Raw genomic sequence first — 19018 nt, 5'->3', positions numbered from 1 at the left:
AAGCGGGAGAGGAACAGAAAAATGACAGTAAAAAAACCAGAATGGCTAGGGAAAAAACAATTGGTGATTATACTTTTTGGCGGGGTGCTGTTTTTAATCTGTGCTTGTGTAAATGCCGGGACTACAAATACGATTCTGCCCATGATTGCAGAAATACGGGGATGGAAATATGAAGATCTTTTGCCATTTATGAGTTATGGGGGTTATATTGGCGCTGTGGCAACAGTGTTTTTTGGACAGCTCGTAGTAAAGAAAGGACCGCGGTTTGTAATAATATGTGGTCTTTTAATTGGCGGAGCAAGTCTTGCCCTTTATGGGACAACAAGAATTTTTGGGGTATTTGTTTTTACTATTATCTTAAACAGAGTCATGTCATGCGCTTACCAGCAGGCCGGAAATGCAGCTCTTTTGAACAACTGGTTTCCACGAACGAAAGGTATTGTTCTTGGCTGGGCCACAATGGGAATCATACTGGCTGATATTGTCTGGTCGCCCTATATTCCGGCTGTTATACACAGAATAGGGTCAGAGGCTACCATGATATTATTTGGATGTGTATTGGTACTGATTGCGTTGTTTGCCAGACTATTTATAAAAAATACACCAGAAGCAGCCGGGACCTGTCCTGATAATAACCCGAACGGTTTGGAGGAGCTAATTAAAAATACTCATGTAATGAAACGATATCAGAACAGTTATACAATGAAAAAATTGCTGCGTACAAAACAGATGTGGCAGATCAGCATTGGATGGGGGCTGCTTTGGATGGCTGCAGTGGCCTATGTCAGCCAGATTGTGCTTCGTTGTGTATCGTTGGGGTATTCTCAGGAATTTGGGGTACATGTGCTTCAGATAGCAGGTGCAGCGGCGCTGGCGGGAAGCTGGTTTTTTGGCTTTTTGGACTTAAAACTGGGAACTAAAAAAGCCAGTCAGATATATGCACTTGGAGTTCTTGCCATGTATGCAATAAGTCTTTTTCATAAGCAAAGTACGGTTTTAATCTGGATCAGTGCCTGTGGGATGATGGGATGTGTAGGTGGAATTGCTAATTTACAGCCATCTATGGTGGGAACTGTATTTGGGCGCTGGGATTTTGCAGCAGCTAACCGCCTTATAGCACCCGTTGTTATGGCTGTCAGCAGCTCCAGCTTCCTGGTAGTATCTATATTTTTGCGGTCACCATGGGGAAGAGATGGACTATATGTATTCAGTATTATTTGTACAGTTGTCTGTTTTATAATAGTCACAGCTGTCTCAGAAAAAATGATTGGAGCGAATGATACAGAGGCATTACAGAATGTAAATGAAATATTTAATAAACAGATAACAGAAGAATCAGGAGGAGAAAAATGAAAGTCTGGAAAGAAGTATTAAGAAAAAATTTTATACTTATGATAATAGCGATGATTATATGCGGGACTGCACAGATGGCGGTGAATACGAATTCAGCAGCTTATGCGGTAGGCGTTCTTGGCCTTGAACAGGCGCGGTTCGGAACAGTAGTAGCTATTGCGGGTATTGTAGTTGTGGTGCTTTATCCTCTGCTTGGAATTTTGTGTGATAAAATGCGTCATGGATTATGCGGAGCTGTGGGGGCGGTTCTGCTGGCACTTGGATTTATTCTATATATGCAGAGCACAGGATTTGCTTCTATTACAATTGCAAGATGTATACAGATGGCAGGATTTGGGTTCGTAATCAATGCGGCTCTGTCTATTGCAGCAGCATCTGTACGGCCGGAAATTCGTTCTGTAGCTATGACACTTTATGGTTTGGGACCGGCGTTATCATATTTTACAGGACCTCAGACCGGGACCGCTATTTTTGCAAAATTTGGTTTTAGAACAATGTTTATTGCCTGCGCTGTGTTATCTGTTGCCGGGGCAGTTATATTTCTATTGAATACGTCAAAACCGGTAAATAATCCGGATGCCCCCAAAAGAAAAGCCTTTGGTTTTGAAAAAACTGCCCTGCCAGGATTTATTCTTTCTTTTTTAATTCTTCAGATCGTCTTTATTGGTCAGACCTATGCGACGGTAAGCCTTTTGGAAAGAGGGATTGAAAAAGCGGCGCTGTTTTGGACAGTTGGGGCAGTTATTAATGTATTTGCAAGATTTTTCATGTCGGGCATTATTACAAAGATCGGAATTAATAAAATGTTTTACTGTTGTGTGGCGCTGCTGGTTATTTCTGTGATCTGCATTGCCAAGGCTCCGGGGCTTGGTATTGTTATTCTGGCTTCTGTCTGCTGGGGAGTCGGTTATAATGGGACGCAGGCGGCGATTATGTCGATATCCGTACTTCGTGCGCCGGCAGACAGAGTTGGCCAGGCTAATTCCACACATCAGATTGGACATAATCTTGCACAGGTTGTATGGGCACAGGTTGCAGGAATACTGGCAGGAGTTTTTGGGTATCAGGGAATGTTTTTATTTATGTTAATTCCCATAGCTGCCGGAATTATTTTCTTCATTGCATATGTACATAGAATGGTAAACCGTGTGGAGGCCAGAAAAGCTGCGGCATAATGAAGGAGAAAAATAAGATGACGATAAATATAAAAGAAAATGCATTAACAGCTTTAAAGGGGGGAATACCGGAATTTGTGCCCTGCTGGTTTAATGATTATGAAATGATGTTTGTTTCTCCTATGGGGGAACGACCGCCTTCCTTGACTTTTTAATTTTGCTGTGATACGATTTCTCTATATACGATAAAACGCAGTGAAGAAGAGAGTACATCTGCCGGAAATTTACAGAGACGCTTAAAATGCTGAGAAAAGCGAAGGGATGACAGATGGAAGATGGCTTTGGAGCGGCGGGACTGAACCTTTATATTCCAGGAGGAGTAAAAGGATAAGTTCTGACAGGAGCGCCTGTTACAGCGCCGGGTATTTTAGGATACTCAAGGAGGCTTTAGCTGTGAGGCTGAAGCGAACAAAGGTGGTAACACGGGAACAGTTCTCTCGTCCTTTTATAGGACGGGAGATTTTTTATTTCTCTATAGGAAATACCATGTTGTGATAAAGCTGAAAAGTACCGATTCCTATAGAGCAAAAAAACGCTCCGCAGTGGATCGCACTGCGGCAGAGTGAAATCATGCTGCTTGCGCAACCTGCCGCAGGCGGAGAGTCCTACCGTGGCAGGATTCTTTTTTATAGAGGCACAATATGCCCAAAAATATAGACGAGGAGGAATTATTATGTGCAAAACATGTAAAGGAAAATATTATATGACAACGGCTATTGCCTACACATCCGGCAAGCCACATATCGGGAATACCTATGAGATTGTTCTGGCAGATGCCATTGCCCGTTACAAAAGACAGGAAGGATACGACGTATATTTTCAAACCGGTTCAGATGAACACGGACAGAAAATTGAGCTGAAAGCCCAGGAGCAGGGTATTACGCCAAAGGAATTTGTAGATCAGGTTGCCGGAGAAATTAAGGGTATCTGGGATATGATGAATACATCCTATGATAATTTTATTCGTACTACTGATGAGGATCACGAGAAACAGGTACAGAAGATTTTTAAAAAACTGTATGAGAAAGGCGACATTTATAAAGGACATTATGAAGGTATGTACTGTACCCCATGCGAGTCCTTTTTTACAGAGTCTCAGTTAGTGGACGGCAAGTGTCCGGACTGCGGAAGAGAAGTGCAGCCGGCCAAGGAAGAGGCATATTTCTTTAAAATGAGTAAATATGCGGATCGTCTCATTGAGCATATCAATACCCATCCGGAATTTATTCAGCCCGTTTCCAGAAAGAATGAGATGATGAATAATTTCCTTTTGCCGGGTCTGCAGGATCTGTGTGTATCCCGTACGTCATTTACCTGGGGAATCCCCGTGGATTTTGAACCAAAACATGTGGTATATGTCTGGCTGGATGCGCTGACCAACTATATTACAAAAATCGGATATGATGCGGATGGTAATTCATCGGAATTGTTCAATAAGAACTGGCCGGCAGATCTGCATTTGATTGGAAAAGATATTATCAGATTCCATACAATTTACTGGCCGATCTTTTTGATGGCACTGGATCTGCCGCTTCCAAAACAGGTATTTGGGCATCCATGGCTGCTTCAGGGTGACGGTAAGATGAGTAAATCAAAGGGAAATGTGCTGTATGCAGATGAACTGGTTGAGTTTTTTGGGGTGGACGCCGTGCGCTATTTTGTTCTGCATGAGATGCCTTTTGACAATGATGGAATTATTTCCTGGGAGCTGATGGTAGAGCGTATGAACTCAGATCTGGCCAATACTCTGGGAAATCTGGTAAACCGCACCATATCCATGAGTAATAAATATTTTGGCGGGATTGTGACGGATAAACAGGTATCTGAACCTGTGGATGAAGAATTGAAATCTGTAGTAACAGGTACTGTCGACTGCGTAGCAGAAAAAATGGAGCATTTAAGAGTAGCAGATGCTATTACAGAAGTATTTGCATTATTTAAACGCTGTAATAAATATATTGATGAGACAATGCCATGGGCACTGGCAAAGGATGAAACAAAGCAGGAGCGTCTGGCTACTGTTTTATATAATCTGGTAGAGAGTATTTGTATTGGCACATCGTTGCTAAAGAGTTTTATGCCGGAAACATCGGAAAAGATTTTTACACAGCTGAATGGAAGAGACAGAGATTTTGAGGAATTAAGTACCTTTGGTCTTTATGAAAGCGGTACAAAAGTCACAGAAAAACCGGAGATCTTATTTGCCCGTCAGGACATTGAGGAAGTTTTAAAAAGAGTAGAGGAGCGCCATCCAAAGGAGCAGAAGGAAGCAGAAGCTGTTAAAGAGACAGATGAAACAGTAATTGATATTGAGCCAAAAGACGAAATTGAATATGATGATTTTATGAAAATGCAGTTTCAGGTAGGTGAAATTATCGCCTGTGAAGAAGTGAAAAAATCGAAAAAGCTGTTATGTTCACAGGTAAAAATAGGATCTCAGGTCAAACAAATTGTTTCCGGAATCAAAAAATACTATTCTGCAGAAGAAATGGTAGGTAAAAAGGTTATGGTTTTAGTGAACTTAAAACCAGCGAAGCTGGCTGGCGTTCTTTCAGAAGGAATGATTTTGTGCGCGGAAGATGAAAACGGAAATCTGGCAGTAATGACACCGGAGAAGGATATGCCGTCAGGCGCGGAAATTGCTTAAAAGGGAGACATGAAATGATATTCGAAAGTCATGCTCATTATGATGATGAAAAATTTGATGAAGACAGAGACCAGCTGCTTACTTCCATGAAAGATCATGGAATCGGTACAATTATAAATGTGGGGGCCAGTATGAAGGGATGTGAAAAATCACTGAAGCTGGCTGAAACATATGAGTTTGTCTATGCTGCGCTGGGGATTCATCCCAGTGATATTTCGGATCTGGATCAGGAAGGCACAGGCTGGATAGAGGCTCATCTGTCCCATCCCAAAGTGGCAGCTGTAGGGGAAATCGGCCTTGATTATTACTGGGGAAAAGAACCCGAGGTACACAACCGGCAGAAATACTGGTTTTGCCGACAGCTGGATATTGCAAAGCAGGCGGCGCTTCCGGTGATTATTCATTCCAGAGAGGCTGCGGCAGATACTATGGACATATTATCCCAGAGCTGTTATCAGGATTTAAAAGGAGTGGTCCACTGCTATTCCTATTCCAGAGAAATGGCGGCTCAATACGTAAAAATGGGATACTACATTGGAGTGGGCGGTGTTGTAACCTTTAAGGCTTCCAGAAAATTAAAAGAAACCGTGGAGGATATACCGCTGGAAAAGATTCTGCTGGAGACAGATTCCCCCTACCTGGCGCCTGAGCCTTACCGGGGAAAACGAAATTCCTCATTGTATCTGTCCTATGTTGTGGAAGAAATTGCAAGAATTAAGGGTGTTTCAGAGGAAGACGTTATCCGCGTAACCAATGAAAATGCAAGAGCTTTGTTTTTCAAGGTAAAGGAAAAATAAAATCCCGTTGTATGGACTGTTTCGTGTCGGATACAGCCTGATATTTAGCGGGAGAAGAAAAAGGACAGCCTTAGAGCAGTCAGAAAGGAATAAGGATGGCGACCTTAGGAAATCCCCAGGAAACCATTGCGGTTTTAAATAAGTATAAATTTGTATTTCAAAAGAAATTTGGTCAGAATTTTTTGATAGATACCCATGTATTGGATAAAATTATTCGTGCGGCGGATATTACATCGGATGACTTTGTGCTGGAAATTGGACCGGGGATTGGCACCATGACCCAGTATCTTTGTGAAAATGCCAGAGAAGTGGCTGCAGTGGAAATTGACAATGCACTGATACCTGTATTAAAGGATACATTAAGCGCCTATAACAATGTAGAAGTGATTCATAATGATATTCTGAAAGTAGATATCAATCAGCTGGTACAGGAAAAAAATCACGGGAAACCCATTAAAGTGGTTGCTAATCTGCCCTATTATATTACAACACCTATTATTATGGGATTGTTTGAAAGCCATGTACCCATTGAAAGTATTACGATTATGGTTCAAAAAGAGGTGGCTGACCGTATGAAGACAGGGCCGGGATCCAAAGAATACGGTGCCCTGTCTCTGGCGGTACAGTATTATGCAAAACCTGAAATTGTGGCAAATGTTCCGCCCAATTGTTTTATGCCCCGGCCAAATGTAGGTTCGGCGGTAATTCGGTTGATTAGACATGAGGTCCCTCCTGTGCAGGCAGAAGATGAAAAACTGATGTTTCGCATTATCCGGGCAGCCTTTAATCAGCGTCGGAAAACACTTGTGAACGGACTGAAAAATGGTCTGAATCTTCCGCTTTCAAAAGAGGATATAGAAGGTGCCATAGGAGAGCTTTCAAAGCCGCTGAACATCCGGGGAGAGGCACTGACGCTTAAAGAGTTTGCAGCTCTCAGTAATTTTATTAAAAAAAGACTATAGTATAGAAAACAGCAGATATCTGATATGTGTTCTTTCAGGCAGACAGGTAAGATCGTAAAACCTGTTTACTTCCTAGGAGAATATATGAATCCGTCAGGTGGCTGCTGTTTTTATGTATATTCTGAATCCGGATATCATACAGTGAAATATGAAAGAAAAAATAAAATTGTATGGTGCAATTCTGATCTTGATTATTTTTATTCCGTACCTGATTACTGTATATTTTCAGGGAGGAAAAGGATTTCCTTTTCACTCTGACAGCAAAGAGTCCTCAGAATTTGAACAAAAAGTAATTCAGATGGTATCAGAAGAAATGTCCGGGACAGACGAAACGGAGGCCCTAAAAGCTCAGGCGGTGATTGCTCGGACAAACCTATACCGGGATCCAGATCAGGAAATAAAGGAAAATGCAGAAAATCTGGCGGAAAACCTGGAGAAAATCACATTTTGTGTGGAAGATACCAGTGGAGAAATACTTACCAGTCAGGGGGAAGCTATAGATGCTGCGTATCATGCTGTCAGCAGCAAATTAACCCGCAATGCGTCAGAAGTACCCGGCCAGGAAAATAAAACATATTTGTCCAGTGTAGAGAGCAGCTGGGATATATCATCGGAACAGTATCTTATGGTTACATTTTTAGAAAAAGAAGAGATGGCTTCAAAATTGCAGAAGGTTTTAAAGGATGAGAAAGTAGAGGTTTCAAAGCTGCCGGGAGAGCTGAAAATTAAAACCAGGGATGAGGCAGGATATGTTACGGAAGTACAGATTGGAAAGACAGTTTTAAATGGAGAAGCTGTAAAAGAGGTTCTGGGACTGCCATCCTCCTGTTTTTATTTTTCCCAGCTGGAGGGCAAGGTGCGAATTACGACCAAAGGACTGGGACATGGTCTGGGTTTAAGCCAGTATGGGGCTAATCAGATGGCAAAGGAAGGAAAAGATTACAAAGAGATTTTGAAATATTACTATAAAGATATAAAGATTGAAGCCATGAAAGAAAAATAAATGGAAAATTTTTATTCTTTTGTATAAGAGATAACATTTCAGGCAAAGCTATCCGTAACAGATTTTGTGAAAGCGGATGGTGATGGAAATGAAAAATGACAGAAGATTTATTAGATCCAGACAGAAATCATATCTGACTGCCGGCGTTATCGCTCTGGCGGCAATTATTGCCATGGGTGGTCTCTATTATAAAAATTTACAAAAAGAAAATCAGCAGCAGATACAGCTGGCACAGACAAAAGATATCGTAACAGAGCCAAAAGAGCAGGAAGAGGAACCGGAAACGGTGGAAACTATGGCTGAGGATCAGAGTGCCTCGAAGGAGGCAGCTAAGGAACCGGAAACAAAGGAAACTGCATCCTATACGGAGGAAAAAGAAACCGTAAAAACCAAGGAAGCCTCAAATGCTGCAGAAACGGCCAAAGCTAAGGAAAAAAAGGAAGAATTAACTTTCAGCAAAAGTACAAAGATTGCATGGCCGGTAAAAGGAAATGTGCTTTTGAACTACAGTATGGACAAAACAATTTATTTTGCAACATTGGATCAGTATAAATATAATCCGGCTCTGATTATTCAGGCCCAGGTGAACACCAAGGTACAGGCCGCTTCAGACGGCAGGGTGACAGATGTATCAACCAATGAAAATACGGGGATGACTTTAACTGTAGACATTGGCAGCGGCTACACTGCTCAGTATGGACAGCTCAAAGAAGTAAAGCTCAAAAAAGGTGATGAAATTAAAAAAGGTGATGTTATTGGTTATATTACAGAACCGACGAAATATTACAGTGTGGAAGGAAGTAATCTGTATTTTGCTATGATGAAGGATAAAGAGCCTGTAGATCCTATGGACTTTCTGGAATAATACAGATTTTTATATCTGGCCATAAGACAGGCACAATCGGCGCATTTTGGTGTATAATATTTTAGAAAGACCAAAATACGCAATCGAATGATTTCTACAGGAAGTGTTCAAAAAATGAGTGAAGTACAAAACTAGGTCGATTGCTTTATATAAATAACAGCCGGTACCGGACTGCTTTAGGGCGGCCGGTGCCGGCCCGGGATACATACAGGAGAAATAATGAATTTTACATATATGCTGAAGTGCAAGGATGAAAGCTTTTACACAGGGTGGACCAACGATATTCAGAAAAGAATAAAGCAGCACCGCCAGGGTAAAGGCGCAAAGTACACCAGAGGAAGAGGCCCCCTAAAGCTGGTTTACCTGGAATTTTATGAAAATAAGGAAGATGCCATGAAAAGAGAGGCGCAGATAAAAAAATTAACCCGCCGGGAAAAAGAAAGACTGACAGAAAAAGATGACTGGAAATGGGAACTGCAGAAAATGGGAATACAGGAGTTGTAAAAACAGTATTTGACTTCCTGGCATCTCTTTGATATGATAAGCAGGTGGAATTTGATAAAGCATAGTAATCAGCGTTTCGCAATCTCCTTCGGAGGCGGGCGCTTTTTTTATATCATAGAAACTATGATTTATTTAATATGCCAGGAAATTTATCCTATGATATGAATAAGGAAAGGAATATAAATGGAAACAGTAAGATTTGAAGAATTAGAATTATACCCGCAGGTACTGCGGGCAGTAACAGAAATGGGATTTGAGGAGGCTACACCGATTCAGGCCAAATCCATACCGGCAGTAATGAGTGGACAGGATGTTATCGGTCAGGCTCAGACAGGAACAGGTAAGACCGCGTCTTTTGGTATTCCCCTGCTGCACAAAGTAGAGCCTCATTCTAAAAAGACACAGGCCATCGTTTTATGTCCTACAAGAGAACTGGCAATTCAGGTGTCTAATGAGATCAGGAATCTGGCAAAATATATGCACGGTATAAAAATTTTACCTGTATATGGGGGACAGGAAATCAGCAAACAGATCCGTTCCTTAAAGGGAGGAGCTCAGATTATTATCGGAACGCCGGGACGGGTTATGGATCATTTGAGAAGAAAAACTATCCGCTGTGATCATGTAAATACCATTGTTCTGGATGAAGCAGATGAAATGCTGAATATGGGATTTCGGGAAGATATTGAAACTGTTTTAGAATACCTTCCGGAAGAACGTCAGGTTGTGTTATTTTCGGCAACCATGCCAAAAGCAATTCTGGACATTACAAAAAAATATCAGAAAGATGCTATTACCATTAAAGTTGTAAAGAAAGAGCTGACAGTTCCCAGCATTGAGCAGTACTATTATGATGTAAAAAGAAAAGATAAGGTGGATATTTTGACACGTCTGCTGGATTATTATGATCCGAAGCTGTCTTTGGTATTCTGCAATACAAAACGGATGGTAGATGAACTCACAAGTGAGCTGCAGGGCAGAGGGTACTTTGCAGAAGGTCTTCACGGTGATATGAAACAGACACAGAGAGACCGGGTAATGAAAAGCTTCCGTAACGGAAAAGCAGAAATCCTGATTGCCACAGATGTAGCAGCCAGAGGAATTGATGTGGATGATGTGGAAGCGGTATTTAATTATGATCTGCCTCAGGATGATGAATATTATGTACATCGGATTGGAAGAACCGGCCGTGCCGGAAGAACCGGCCGTGCATTTTCTTTTGTAAAAGGAAAAGAGGTTTATAAATTAAAAGAGATCCAGCGTTACTGTAAAACAAAAATACTTGCACAGCCCATCCCGTCAGCAAAAGATGTGACAAATGTAAAAGCCGAGAAGATCATGGATCACATTGGACAAATTATTGAAGAAGAAGATCTGTCCAAAGCAATTAATATGATTGAAGATCAGGTTAATCATTCTGATTATACTGCTATGGATATTGCGGCGGCTTTTCTGGTGGAAGCTCTTGGTATGCTGGAAAAAGAGGCAGGAAAGCAGGATAATTTTGAATTTGAGGATACCGGTGCGGAAGAAGGCATGGTACGTCTGTTCATCAATATCGGAAAAAAAGACCATGTAAAACCCGGAAATATTCTTGGCGCTGTAGCTGGTGAATCCGGAATGCCGGGAGAGCTGGTGGGCACCATTGATATGTTTGACAAATACACCTTTGTGGAAGTTCCGAAGGAATACGGAGCGGCTGTAATGACGGCTATGAAGAAAGCAAAGATTAAAGGAAAGAGTGTAAATATCGAGCCTGCAAATTCAAGATAAGCTGATCTATCTCCCCCATGATAAGATTATGGGGCAATAGATTAATTGTAAAAAAGAACCATTACACATTTTTATGGAAAAAGTCTTTCCTGTGTAATGGTTCTTTCTTTTAGATGTAATGATATATGGCTTTGGAATTAACCAAAGTATCTCTCTAATAAGCCTTTGAATGCTCTTCCGTGACGAGCCTCGTCTCTTGCCATTTCATGAACAGTATCATGAATAGCATCAAGGTTAGCAGCTTTTGCACGTTTTGCAAGATCAAATTTACCAGCTGTAGCGCCGTTTTCAGCATCTACACGCATTTCAAGATTTTTCTTTGTGCTGTCTGTAATAACTTCACCAAGTAATTCAGCAAATTTTGCAGCATGTTCTGCTTCTTCATAAGCAGCTTTTTCCCAGTATAATCCAATTTCCGGATATCCTTCTCTGTGAGCAACGCGGGCCATAGCAAGGTACATACCTACCTCTGAACATTCGCCTTCGAAGTTTGCTCTTAAATCTGCAAGAATGTCTTCGCTAACGCCTTTTGCAACGCCTACTTCATGCTCAGCAGCCCATGACATTTCTCCTGTCTGCTCTTTGAATTTTTCTGCAGGTGCTTTACAGACTGGACAGAAATCCGGTGCTGCATCTCCTTCGTGAACATAACCACATACTGTACATACAAATTTTTTCATTTTTATCCTTATCCTTTCCTATTGGTTTTTCAATAAAAAATTTATTGATGCTACTATTGTTTTATAAAAAATCAGTCATGTCAACTGGTTTTTTTACTACTTTTTTCCTTTGCACATTCAGGGCACATTCCGTAGAAATAAGTAATGTGTCCATGAATCAATCCGGCAAAGTTTTTTCCGGCAATATCGTTGATATGGTCGATATTATCCATTTTCAAATCCAAAAATTGTCCGCACTGCTGGCAGATAAAATGATTATGGGGAGCTGTATTCCCATCAAAATGATCAGGTCCAATGCCAGTGGAAATCTTTCGAATTTCCCCTAACTCGGAAAGCAGAGAAAGATTTCGATAAACTGTCCCAAGGCTTAAAGACGGCATCTCTTTGCGCAGATGCATATAAATTGTTTCCGCTGTAGGGTGGTCTGTGCGTCCCATAAGAAACTGTTTAATACATTCCCGTTGTCTGCTTCGTTTAATCATGATTCTCTCTTTCTTGATAATAGTAATTATTACTGATTTCTATTTCATTATAACCGATAAGATAGATTTGTCAAGTAAAAAAATCATATTTTAGAGAAAAAATCATAAATTGTAGAAAGCTATATCGGGAGGAAGTATGTCCAATTATAAAAGGTTTATAACGTATCTGTTTCAATATGAAAAAAATGAGAAAAAGCTAAATTGTGGTTTTGCGAAGGTGGAACAGCGTCAAAATCAATGCAGGATGGAATTTCATATTAAAAACTGCCCGGGCCAGATCAATGAGATACAGGTATGCCTGTTTGTCAGAAAAGAGGGCTATCTGCCGCAGATTTCAATAGGAAAGCTGCCGGTAAAAAACCATTCTGCAGATGGTGTGTTTCGTTTTGACGGCGCTGCTGTAGGAGGAACCATGTATCAGTTTTCTCAAATTAGAGGAATTATTATTCCCCTGCAGGATGACTTTTTAATTGCCAGTCAGTGGGATGATGAAAAAACTGACTGGAACAGACTGCGTCCGGAGAAAAAAGAAAATGTGGAAGAAACAAAAGAGCGTCCCCAGATAACGGCTGCGCAGGCAGAGGAACCGGACAATATCCGGGTATTTCCCGGTCAAAATACTCAGGAAGAAACGACAGAGGTTCAAAATGACAAGAAGGTAATTTCAAATGTAGAACGTCTGATGGAGCAGGAAATACTGAAATCGGAGCAAAAAGATGAAAAAGAAATAAAAGCAGAAGAGCATGATTCTTTGGAACAAAAAGTAATTCCTATAGAGCAAAGCGGGAGTGAACAGGAAGGCATGGGAGATGATGCTGATCTGATAATGGAAGAACAGATAGAGAAGGAAGAGAGCATTACGGGAGAAGAGGAACTGAAGATACAGTCTGCCGGTGCCGCAGCAGTAAAAAATGCGGGAATGGAAAATTGCTGGAATGCATTGAAGAAAACCCACAGAGAGATTTATCCTTTTTCGGGTGATACGGATGTGCGTGCTATCCGTTTTGATATCAAAGATTTTAAACAGCTGCCCAAACAATATTGGTTTATGAGAAATAACAGTTTTCTGCTCCATGGATATTTTAATTACGGAGCGCTTCTTTTGGGTTACATACAGTCCGAGAATCGCTGGTTTTTGGGAGTCCCGGGTGTATTTCAGAATCAGGAACGGGTGATGGCGTCCATTTTTAGTTTCACAGAATTTAGAACCCAGGAGCAGTGTATACAAAAAACAGGAGAGTTTGGGTACTGGTATCGTTATCTGAATTAAAAGGGGCGGCGGCTGGGTATAATTTAAGTTCCCCGTATGCTTACCGAAGGTATATAGTTTTGGCACAGCTTTTGGTAATATTTTAAATCTGTGTAGTCAGGTGCATGAAGTTTTTGGAGCGGGACGGAGTCAGAGCTTTTAAAAGGCTGAAGGACATAGCGTGAAGCTCCTAAAAGCCATTCTCCGATAGATTTAAAATCAGATGCATGATGAAATTCCCGGATGACTGTAGTGCGGAACTCAATATATAGATCTGTTGTATTTTTTAACAGCTCAACGGAGCTTAAGATTGCCGGAAAGGGGAGCCCCTGATCTGTAATACCGCAGGTTGCGGCATATTTTTCTTTGGAATTTTTAATATCCATAGCCACCGCATCTATTAGTTTTTCTGATATTAAAAAACTTAACATTTTAGGGTTGGTACCGTTGGTGTCAAGCTTAACCAAATATCCAAGTTTTTTTATATCACGGATAAATTCGGGAAGATCTTCCTGCAGTGTAGGTTCGCCGCCGGAAATACAGACCCCGTCCAGAATACTTTTTCGTTTTTCAAGCAGGGAAAGGATTTCTTCAGGAGAAAATAAACCTTTAATGTTTTTTGGAATCAGAGAACTGTTGTGACAAAAAGGGCAGCAGAAATTACAGCCGGAAAGAAAAATACAGGCGCTTATCTTTCCGGGATAATCAAGCAGTGTTGTTTTTTGCAGTCCACCGATTGTCATAAAATCACATCCTTTCAAATTTACTTCTGATCATATCTGCATTATACTATAGAAAGAATGTCCGAGAAAGAGAGATACTATGGAGAAACATGAAAAGTATATGAAAGAAGCTGTCCGGCAGGCAAAAAAAGCCTGGGCGCTTGATGAAGTTCCCATTGGATGTGTGATTGTCTGTGAAGATAAAATTATTGCCAGAGGATATAACCGCCGGAATACAGATAAAAATACGCTGGCTCATGCGGAACTTTTGGCGATCCGGAAAGCCAGCCGGAAACTGGGGGACTGGAGGCTGGAAGGCTGTACTATGTATGTGACACTGGAACCGTGTCAGATGTGCGCCGGAGCGCTGGTGCAGTCTAGAATCAGTAAAGTTGTGATTGGAAGTATGAATCCCAAAGCCGGCTGCTGCGGCTCAGTGCTGAATTTGCTGCAGATGGGACAGTTTAATCATCAGGTAGAAGTAATACGCGGCGTTTTAGAAGAGATATGTTCAGACATGCTCAGCAGTTTTTTTAAAGAATTAAGAGAAAAGAAAAAGGCTAAAAAAGAAACAGAAAAATTTGACAATTAGACAGAAAAAAGCTATACTTAAATCTCCGAGCAGCTGGGGCGTTAGCGGTGCCCTGTACCAACAGTCCGCTACAGTTGGGGTGATATCCGGCCCCGGGTTTTTGACTGCAGAGCTGCCCTCTATAAGTGGCGTCGAAGTTTGGGTCTTACGCAATAGGACTCTGTGAACCAGGTCAGGTCAGGAATGAAGCAGCCTTAAGCAGAAACTCCTATGTGCCGTGAGGGTGCCTGGGCTGAGTTAACTGTAGAGGTAACGTCTGTGGCCATTAACTCAAAGCCGGATGCTCGGTAAAAAGAATAAAGACTTATGTGAAGAATGTGCAAGGCACATTCTTTTTTGCGCTATAAGAAATACCGTGTTGTGATAAAGCTGAAAAGTACCGATTCCGATAGAGCAAAAAACGCTCCGCTTTTGATCGCACTGCGGCGGAATGGAGTCATGTCGCAAAAGCGACCCGCCGCAGGCGGAGAATCCTGCCGTGTCAGGATTCTTTTTTACATAAACTGGACTGGTTAAAAACAGGAAAAGTGGATATATGAAATAAGCCATTCTGAGAGTAGGATAAGTTCCAGCAAAAGAAAGAAGGCTTGTGAAATGGAAAAAACAGAAAAGAGAGGTATACAGCAGATTCGATTTATTACAGTAACAGCAGTCTTTGTTGCATTGACATATATCTTTACTGCCTGCGTCAATATAAGGCTGCCAATTGCGGCCAATGGAGGTTTGATTCATCTGGGAAATATTCCTTTGTTTGTGGGAGCAATTATTTTTGGGAAAAGGACAGGAATGATAGCAGGAGGAGTTGGAATGGGGCTTTTTGATCTGTTGTCCGGCTGGACTTTATGGGCACCTTTTACACTTGTGATTGTAGGATTTATGGGATTTGCTGTGGGCCGGATTACCGAAAAAAGTTCCCATCAGAAATTTGTCTGGTATACGATAGCAATTGCCGTGGCATGTGTGATTAAAGCAGGCGGTTATTATCTTGCAGAAGGAATTATTTATGGGAACTGGATTGCACCGGCAGCTTCCATACCGGGTAATCTGCTGCAGATTGGCCTGGCGGCTGTGGTTACCCTGGCCATTGTGGGGCGTCTCAATACGGCGGCAAAGAGAATTGGCCTGAAAGAAGCATGAAAGTCTGATAGATAATCAGGCAGAAAGTAATTTATAAGAGAAAGATACCCAGCAGAAGGTGTCACTTTCAGAAAGGATAAAAATATGTATAAAATGATGACCCCGGGTCCTACAGAGGTTACGGAAGCTGTACGCAGCGCCCGCAGCCGGGAATTTGTGAATCCGGATCTGGATGAGACGTTTGTGGAATTTTACCAGGAAACCTGTCAGCTGATCAGCCGGCTGCTCCATACGGAAAATGAAACATTGATATTAGGCGGAGAGGGAATTTTAGGACTGGAAGCAGCCTGTGCCTCTTTGACAGAACCTTCTGACAGGGTTCTTGTTCTTGATAATGGAATTTTTGGAAGAGGATTTGCTGATTTTGTGGCTATGTACGGAGGAAATCCCTATATTTATTCGGCCGATACAAGAGAAACTTTAAATGCAGAGGAATTGAGAAAGTTCCTGGAAAAGGATCATGATTTTAAATATGCTACCGTTGTACATGGAGATACGCCAAGCGGTATGCTAAACGATGTATCCGTTATCTGCCCGCTGCTGAAAAGATATGGTATTTTAACGATAACAGATGCGGTTTCGACGGCTTTTGGAGAACCGTTATCTGTAACAGATGCGCAGATAGATATTTTATGCGGAGGCTCTCAGAAGGTGGTTTCGGCTCCTCCGGGCCTTACCTTTGTGACTGTCAGCCAGGATGCTAAACGTGCCATCAACAGCCGTAAGACACCAATTGCATCTTTTTATGCGAATCTGAAAGTGTTTGAAAACTATTACAAGGAGAAATGGTTTCCATATACGATGCCTGTCAGCGACATTTATGGGCTGAGAGAGGCGATAGAACAAATTGCAGCTGATAAAGATATTTTAATAAGACATGAAAGAATTGCAAAGGCATCCCGGAGGGCAGTGACGGGGGCAGGTTTAAAACTGTATCAAAACAGCGGTTTTTCCAATACAGTTACGGTATTTGAGGTGCCTGACGGAACAACTGATACGGCCATTCTTAAGACGATGCTTAAGGATCATCAGATTATGCTGGCGGGTTCCTTTGACCAACTGAAAGGAAAAGTAATCCGTATTGGACATATGGGCAATAATGCTTATCAAGATAAAATGACGGCGGTATTTGATGCATTGGATCAGACAATGAAAAAACTTGGGATTTCATTGAAGGACAGTATGAGAGAGCTGTTTTTGCAGGCAGTGGAAGAATGATAAAATTATAAATAGAAAGAACAGCACTTTTACTTATTGGGTAAGATACTGTTCTTTTGCATTTGATTATGATTCTGTCTTAGTTTGCCGGGGCTCTGTTTCATAAAATTCCTCTTCGCCTTTTTTCAAAGCCTCGTAAAATGCGGTGCTGTCAGCGGGATTCTGTTTTGTAATAAGGCTGAAAAAGATCATACAGACTGTGCTTCCTATAAGACCAAAGGTTCCATACCAGGATCCGCCCAGATTCCATACGAAATAAGTCATCAGTACCAGTGCGGTGCCCACGGCTGCTGAGATAATAGCAGCCTGTTTTGTTGCCCGTTTCCAGTAGATGCCGATAACCAGAATTGGAAACAGCGGCATAACAATGGCGTTGGCAAACATAATCAGTGTGAAAATCAGTCCCGGCGGCTTTAATGCCATAAAAATACTAATTACGCCGATAAAGGCGATTACAATGCGGACGGCCGTCAGCTTTCCTTTTTCGCTGAGTTTCAGATGCAGTGTATTTACAAGAATATCTTCTGTTAAAATAGATCCGGAAACAAGAAGAAAAGAGTCTGCGGTAGTTACACCTACTGATACGGAACCAATGAAAAAGCCAATCATCAGAATAAAAGCTGCAGCCGGATGAATATTCTGAATCACATTCTGTATCAGATAGGGAATAATGTATTCTGTTTCGGATGTGCTAAGACCCGGCATCAGTCCCATAGCAACAAGACCGATAATCATACATCCGCTCCATACAATAACCTGAAGCACCGGTGTTAAAAACATCAGTTTGCGCTGGGTCTGCAGGGAAGAGCCAGCGTAGCCGGAACGGATAAATACGTGAGGCAGCATAATTGTCCATCCAATGGCACAGCATAAGGGGTATCCAAGGCGGGCGCTGTAGGGGACCCAGTTATCAGGGCCGGGATAAGAAAACCATTCGCTGGTATTTTCCCACACAGTGGAGACCGCATTTCCCAGAGAACCGTTAAAGCCAATCAGCAGACAGACAATGACAATAATCCATAAAATTGCAATGTACAAAAGCCCCTGGATGGTATCCGTGATTACGATTGATTTCAAGCCTCCGATCATAACATAGGCGACAATCACAATTCCGATAATTAAAAGAATATAGCGGTAATTTATTTTTCCGCCGGTTGCGATTTCAGCAGCTTTGGAAATGGCAATTAATACAGAGGTTACCATTGGAAAAGAAGCACTTAAAAATACAAGAGCCAGAATAAATCTCAGAACAGGGCTTTTAAAGCGGTCATAGTAAATGTCTGCCGGGGTAGTGTAGTGCCGGCTGCGGTTAATAATCCATACTTTGTTCATAACAAAATGAACAATGACTGGAAAAAGACAGATAAAACTAAGCTCGCTGGCCCAGTATCCGAAACCGCCACGATAGTATGCGCCGGGGCCGGCAAAAAAGACCCAGGTGCTCATCAGCGAGGCGATGTATGTCATAACAAGAAAGGGCCAGCGGATGGTACCGCCGCTGGTGGAAAAGTCTTCTGCATTTCTTGTTTTGTGTCTCTGAAACAGACTGCCAAAGCTGGCGATAAAGAATAAAAAACAGAGATATAAAATAAATACAATCCAGAGGGTGTGTTTGCTTAGCATGTAGTTATTCCCCCTCTTTTTTCTTTAATTTAAAGATTCGGCACATTTTAAACAGACCAAAATAAACCACGGTCCACAGTGGAATAATAGTCAGGATCATATGTATAATTGTTGCTTTCGGATGATAATAAGCCGGGAAAAACGGCAGATTATATAAAAAGAAAAAAATAATGACTGAGATCAGCCAGATTTTTTCAGCTCTTTTCAGTTTCATAAAATGATCTCCCTTAAAATGT

At 41.6% G+C, this 19018-nt stretch carries 19 protein-coding genes, 1 other RNA gene and 1 other annotated feature; of the genes, 15 read left to right on the top strand and 5 right to left on the bottom strand.

Annotated elements, in window-relative coordinates; all coding sequences use genetic code 11:
* Positions 1–21: 21 nt before the first annotated feature.
* The 10 genes from OCV88_RS15785 to OCV88_RS15740 all read left to right on the top strand — a co-directional run bounded on the left by OCV88_RS15785 (position 22) and on the right by OCV88_RS15740 (position 11079).
* On the top strand, positions 22–1353 hold the full coding sequence (locus tag OCV88_RS15785; RefSeq protein WP_158426405.1) for an MFS transporter: 1332 nt from the start codon (positions 22–24) through the stop codon (positions 1351–1353).
* Positions 1350–2528: an MFS transporter gene (locus OCV88_RS15780; protein ID WP_158426404.1), complete on the top strand. Its 1179-nt coding sequence runs from the start codon at positions 1350–1352 to the stop codon at positions 2526–2528. Before OCV88_RS15785 ends, OCV88_RS15780 begins: the two co-directional genes overlap by 4 nt.
* A 17-nt stretch (positions 2529–2545) precedes the next feature.
* On the top strand, positions 2546–2683 hold the full coding sequence (locus tag OCV88_RS15775; RefSeq protein WP_262591499.1) for a hypothetical protein: 138 nt from the start codon (positions 2546–2548) through the stop codon (positions 2681–2683).
* 31 nt (positions 2684–2714) lie between these two features.
* Positions 2715–2976, top strand: a binding site (T-box leader).
* 225 nt (positions 2977–3201) lie between these two features.
* Positions 3202–5175 (top strand): methionine--tRNA ligase, encoded by a 1974-nt coding sequence (gene metG / locus OCV88_RS15770; protein ID WP_158426403.1) that lies wholly within the window; start codon positions 3202–3204, stop codon positions 5173–5175.
* Positions 5176–5189: 14 nt separating this feature from the next.
* Positions 5190–5972, top strand: a complete 783-nt coding sequence (locus tag OCV88_RS15765) for a TatD family hydrolase (protein ID WP_158426402.1) — start codon at positions 5190–5192, stop codon at positions 5970–5972.
* A 95-nt stretch (positions 5973–6067) separates the two neighbouring features.
* The gene (rsmA, locus tag OCV88_RS15760; RefSeq protein ID WP_158426401.1) at positions 6068–6934 is read left to right on the top strand and encodes a 16S rRNA (adenine(1518)-N(6)/adenine(1519)-N(6))-dimethyltransferase RsmA; all 867 of its coding nucleotides are present in this window, start codon (positions 6068–6070) and stop codon (positions 6932–6934) included.
* A gap of 148 nt (positions 6935–7082) precedes the next feature.
* Positions 7083–7937 (top strand): SpoIID/LytB domain-containing protein, encoded by an 855-nt coding sequence (locus OCV88_RS15755; RefSeq protein ID WP_158426400.1) that lies wholly within the window; start codon positions 7083–7085, stop codon positions 7935–7937.
* An 82-nt stretch (positions 7938–8019) separates the two neighbouring features.
* Positions 8020–8802: a M23 family metallopeptidase gene (locus OCV88_RS15750; protein ID WP_262591497.1), complete on the top strand. Its 783-nt coding sequence runs from the start codon at positions 8020–8022 to the stop codon at positions 8800–8802.
* Between the two features lie 219 nt (positions 8803–9021).
* Complete coding sequence (locus OCV88_RS15745) at positions 9022–9306, top strand: GIY-YIG nuclease family protein (RefSeq protein WP_158426398.1); 285 nt, start codon at positions 9022–9024, stop codon at positions 9304–9306.
* Positions 9307–9489: 183 nt separating this feature from the next.
* On the top strand, positions 9490–11079 hold the full coding sequence (locus tag OCV88_RS15740; RefSeq protein ID WP_158426397.1) for a DEAD/DEAH box helicase: 1590 nt from the start codon (positions 9490–9492) through the stop codon (positions 11077–11079).
* 137 nt (positions 11080–11216) lie between these two features.
* On the opposite strand, the gene OCV88_RS15735 is transcribed toward OCV88_RS15740, so the two are convergent.
* Together OCV88_RS15735 and OCV88_RS15730 are read right to left on the bottom strand one after the other, a co-directional pair.
* On the bottom strand, positions 11217–11759 hold the full coding sequence (locus tag OCV88_RS15735) for an NADH peroxidase (RefSeq protein WP_158426396.1): 543 nt from the start codon (positions 11757–11759) through the stop codon (positions 11217–11219).
* Positions 11760–11839: 80 nt separating this feature from the next.
* Positions 11840–12241, bottom strand: coding sequence for a Fur family transcriptional regulator (locus OCV88_RS15730; RefSeq protein ID WP_158426395.1), 402 nt, complete (start codon positions 12239–12241; stop codon positions 11840–11842).
* A 136-nt stretch (positions 12242–12377) separates the two neighbouring features.
* Between OCV88_RS15730 and OCV88_RS15725 the strand changes: the two genes are divergently transcribed.
* Positions 12378–13511, top strand: a complete 1134-nt coding sequence (locus OCV88_RS15725) for a DUF6128 domain-containing protein (RefSeq protein WP_158426394.1) — start codon at positions 12378–12380, stop codon at positions 13509–13511.
* 23 nt (positions 13512–13534) lie between these two features.
* Here the strand turns inward: OCV88_RS15725 and OCV88_RS15720 are convergent, their stop codons facing one another.
* Positions 13535–14233, bottom strand: coding sequence for an anaerobic ribonucleoside-triphosphate reductase activating protein (locus OCV88_RS15720; protein ID WP_158426393.1), 699 nt, complete (start codon positions 14231–14233; stop codon positions 13535–13537).
* A gap of 79 nt (positions 14234–14312) precedes the next feature.
* On the opposite strand from OCV88_RS15720, the gene tadA reads away from it, so the two are divergent.
* The 4 genes from tadA (at position 14313) to OCV88_RS15700 (ending at position 17159) form a co-directional block, all read left to right on the top strand.
* On the top strand, positions 14313–14804 hold the full coding sequence (gene tadA, locus OCV88_RS15715; RefSeq protein ID WP_158426392.1) for a tRNA adenosine(34) deaminase TadA: 492 nt from the start codon (positions 14313–14315) through the stop codon (positions 14802–14804).
* 25 nt (positions 14805–14829) lie between these two features.
* Positions 14830–15092, top strand: an RNA gene (gene ffs / locus OCV88_RS15710) — signal recognition particle sRNA large type.
* Between the two features lie 306 nt (positions 15093–15398).
* Positions 15399–15941 (top strand): ECF transporter S component, encoded by a 543-nt coding sequence (locus OCV88_RS15705; RefSeq protein ID WP_158426391.1) that lies wholly within the window; start codon positions 15399–15401, stop codon positions 15939–15941.
* A gap of 84 nt (positions 15942–16025) precedes the next feature.
* Positions 16026–17159, top strand: coding sequence for a pyridoxal-phosphate-dependent aminotransferase family protein (locus tag OCV88_RS15700; RefSeq protein WP_158426390.1), 1134 nt, complete (start codon positions 16026–16028; stop codon positions 17157–17159).
* A 66-nt stretch (positions 17160–17225) separates the two neighbouring features.
* Here the strand turns inward: OCV88_RS15700 and OCV88_RS15695 are convergent, their stop codons facing one another.
* Entirely contained in the window at positions 17226–18782 is a 1557-nt protein-coding gene (locus OCV88_RS15695) for a sodium:solute symporter family protein (protein WP_158426389.1), read from the bottom strand.
* Positions 18783–18786: 4 nt separating this feature from the next.
* Positions 18787–18996 carry a hypothetical protein gene (locus OCV88_RS15690; protein WP_158426388.1) on the bottom strand — a complete coding sequence of 70 codons (210 nt, stop codon included), beginning with the start codon at positions 18994–18996 and terminating at the stop codon, positions 18787–18789.
* Positions 18997–19018: the final 22 nt, after the last annotated feature.

The sequence above is a fragment of the Brotonthovivens ammoniilytica genome (genome assembly GCF_025566885.1).
Lineage (GTDB): Bacteria > Bacillota > Clostridia > Lachnospirales > Lachnospiraceae > Brotonthovivens > Brotonthovivens ammoniilytica.
This window is presented reverse-complemented; position numbering and strand designations above follow the sequence as displayed.

What these genes read in the sequence shown, in the direction of transcription:
- OCV88_RS15725 (WP_158426394.1), top strand. Translation starts at nt 12,378, where the DNA reads ATGTCCAATTATAAAAGGTTTATAACGTATCTGTTTCAATATGAAAAA.
- OCV88_RS15690 (WP_158426388.1), bottom strand. Translation starts at nt 18,996, where the DNA reads ATGAAACTGAAAAGAGCTGAAAAAATCTGGCTGATCTCAGTCATTATT.
- OCV88_RS15730 (WP_158426395.1), bottom strand. Translation starts at nt 12,241, where the DNA reads ATGATTAAACGAAGCAGACAACGGGAATGTATTAAACAGTTTCTTATG.
- OCV88_RS15745 (WP_158426398.1), top strand. Translation starts at nt 9,022, where the DNA reads ATGAATTTTACATATATGCTGAAGTGCAAGGATGAAAGCTTTTACACA.
- tadA (WP_158426392.1), top strand. Translation starts at nt 14,313, where the DNA reads ATGGAGAAACATGAAAAGTATATGAAAGAAGCTGTCCGGCAGGCAAAA.
- OCV88_RS15775 (WP_262591499.1), top strand. Translation starts at nt 2,546, where the DNA reads ATGACGATAAATATAAAAGAAAATGCATTAACAGCTTTAAAGGGGGGA.
- OCV88_RS15720 (WP_158426393.1), bottom strand. Translation starts at nt 14,233, where the DNA reads ATGACAATCGGTGGACTGCAAAAAACAACACTGCTTGATTATCCCGGA.
- OCV88_RS15695 (WP_158426389.1), bottom strand. Translation starts at nt 18,782, where the DNA reads ATGCTAAGCAAACACACCCTCTGGATTGTATTTATTTTATATCTCTGT.
- OCV88_RS15705 (WP_158426391.1), top strand. Translation starts at nt 15,399, where the DNA reads ATGGAAAAAACAGAAAAGAGAGGTATACAGCAGATTCGATTTATTACA.
- OCV88_RS15740 (WP_158426397.1), top strand. Translation starts at nt 9,490, where the DNA reads ATGGAAACAGTAAGATTTGAAGAATTAGAATTATACCCGCAGGTACTG.
- OCV88_RS15785 (WP_158426405.1), top strand. Translation starts at nt 22, where the DNA reads ATGACAGTAAAAAAACCAGAATGGCTAGGGAAAAAACAATTGGTGATT.
- OCV88_RS15780 (WP_158426404.1), top strand. Translation starts at nt 1,350, where the DNA reads ATGAAAGTCTGGAAAGAAGTATTAAGAAAAAATTTTATACTTATGATA.
- metG (WP_158426403.1), top strand. Translation starts at nt 3,202, where the DNA reads ATGTGCAAAACATGTAAAGGAAAATATTATATGACAACGGCTATTGCC.
- OCV88_RS15735 (WP_158426396.1), bottom strand. Translation starts at nt 11,759, where the DNA reads ATGAAAAAATTTGTATGTACAGTATGTGGTTATGTTCACGAAGGAGAT.
- OCV88_RS15750 (WP_262591497.1), top strand. Translation starts at nt 8,020, where the DNA reads ATGGAAATGAAAAATGACAGAAGATTTATTAGATCCAGACAGAAATCA.
- rsmA (WP_158426401.1), top strand. Translation starts at nt 6,068, where the DNA reads ATGGCGACCTTAGGAAATCCCCAGGAAACCATTGCGGTTTTAAATAAG.
- OCV88_RS15765 (WP_158426402.1), top strand. Translation starts at nt 5,190, where the DNA reads ATGATATTCGAAAGTCATGCTCATTATGATGATGAAAAATTTGATGAA.
- OCV88_RS15755 (WP_158426400.1), top strand. Translation starts at nt 7,083, where the DNA reads ATGAAAGAAAAAATAAAATTGTATGGTGCAATTCTGATCTTGATTATT.
- OCV88_RS15700 (WP_158426390.1), top strand. Translation starts at nt 16,026, where the DNA reads ATGTATAAAATGATGACCCCGGGTCCTACAGAGGTTACGGAAGCTGTA.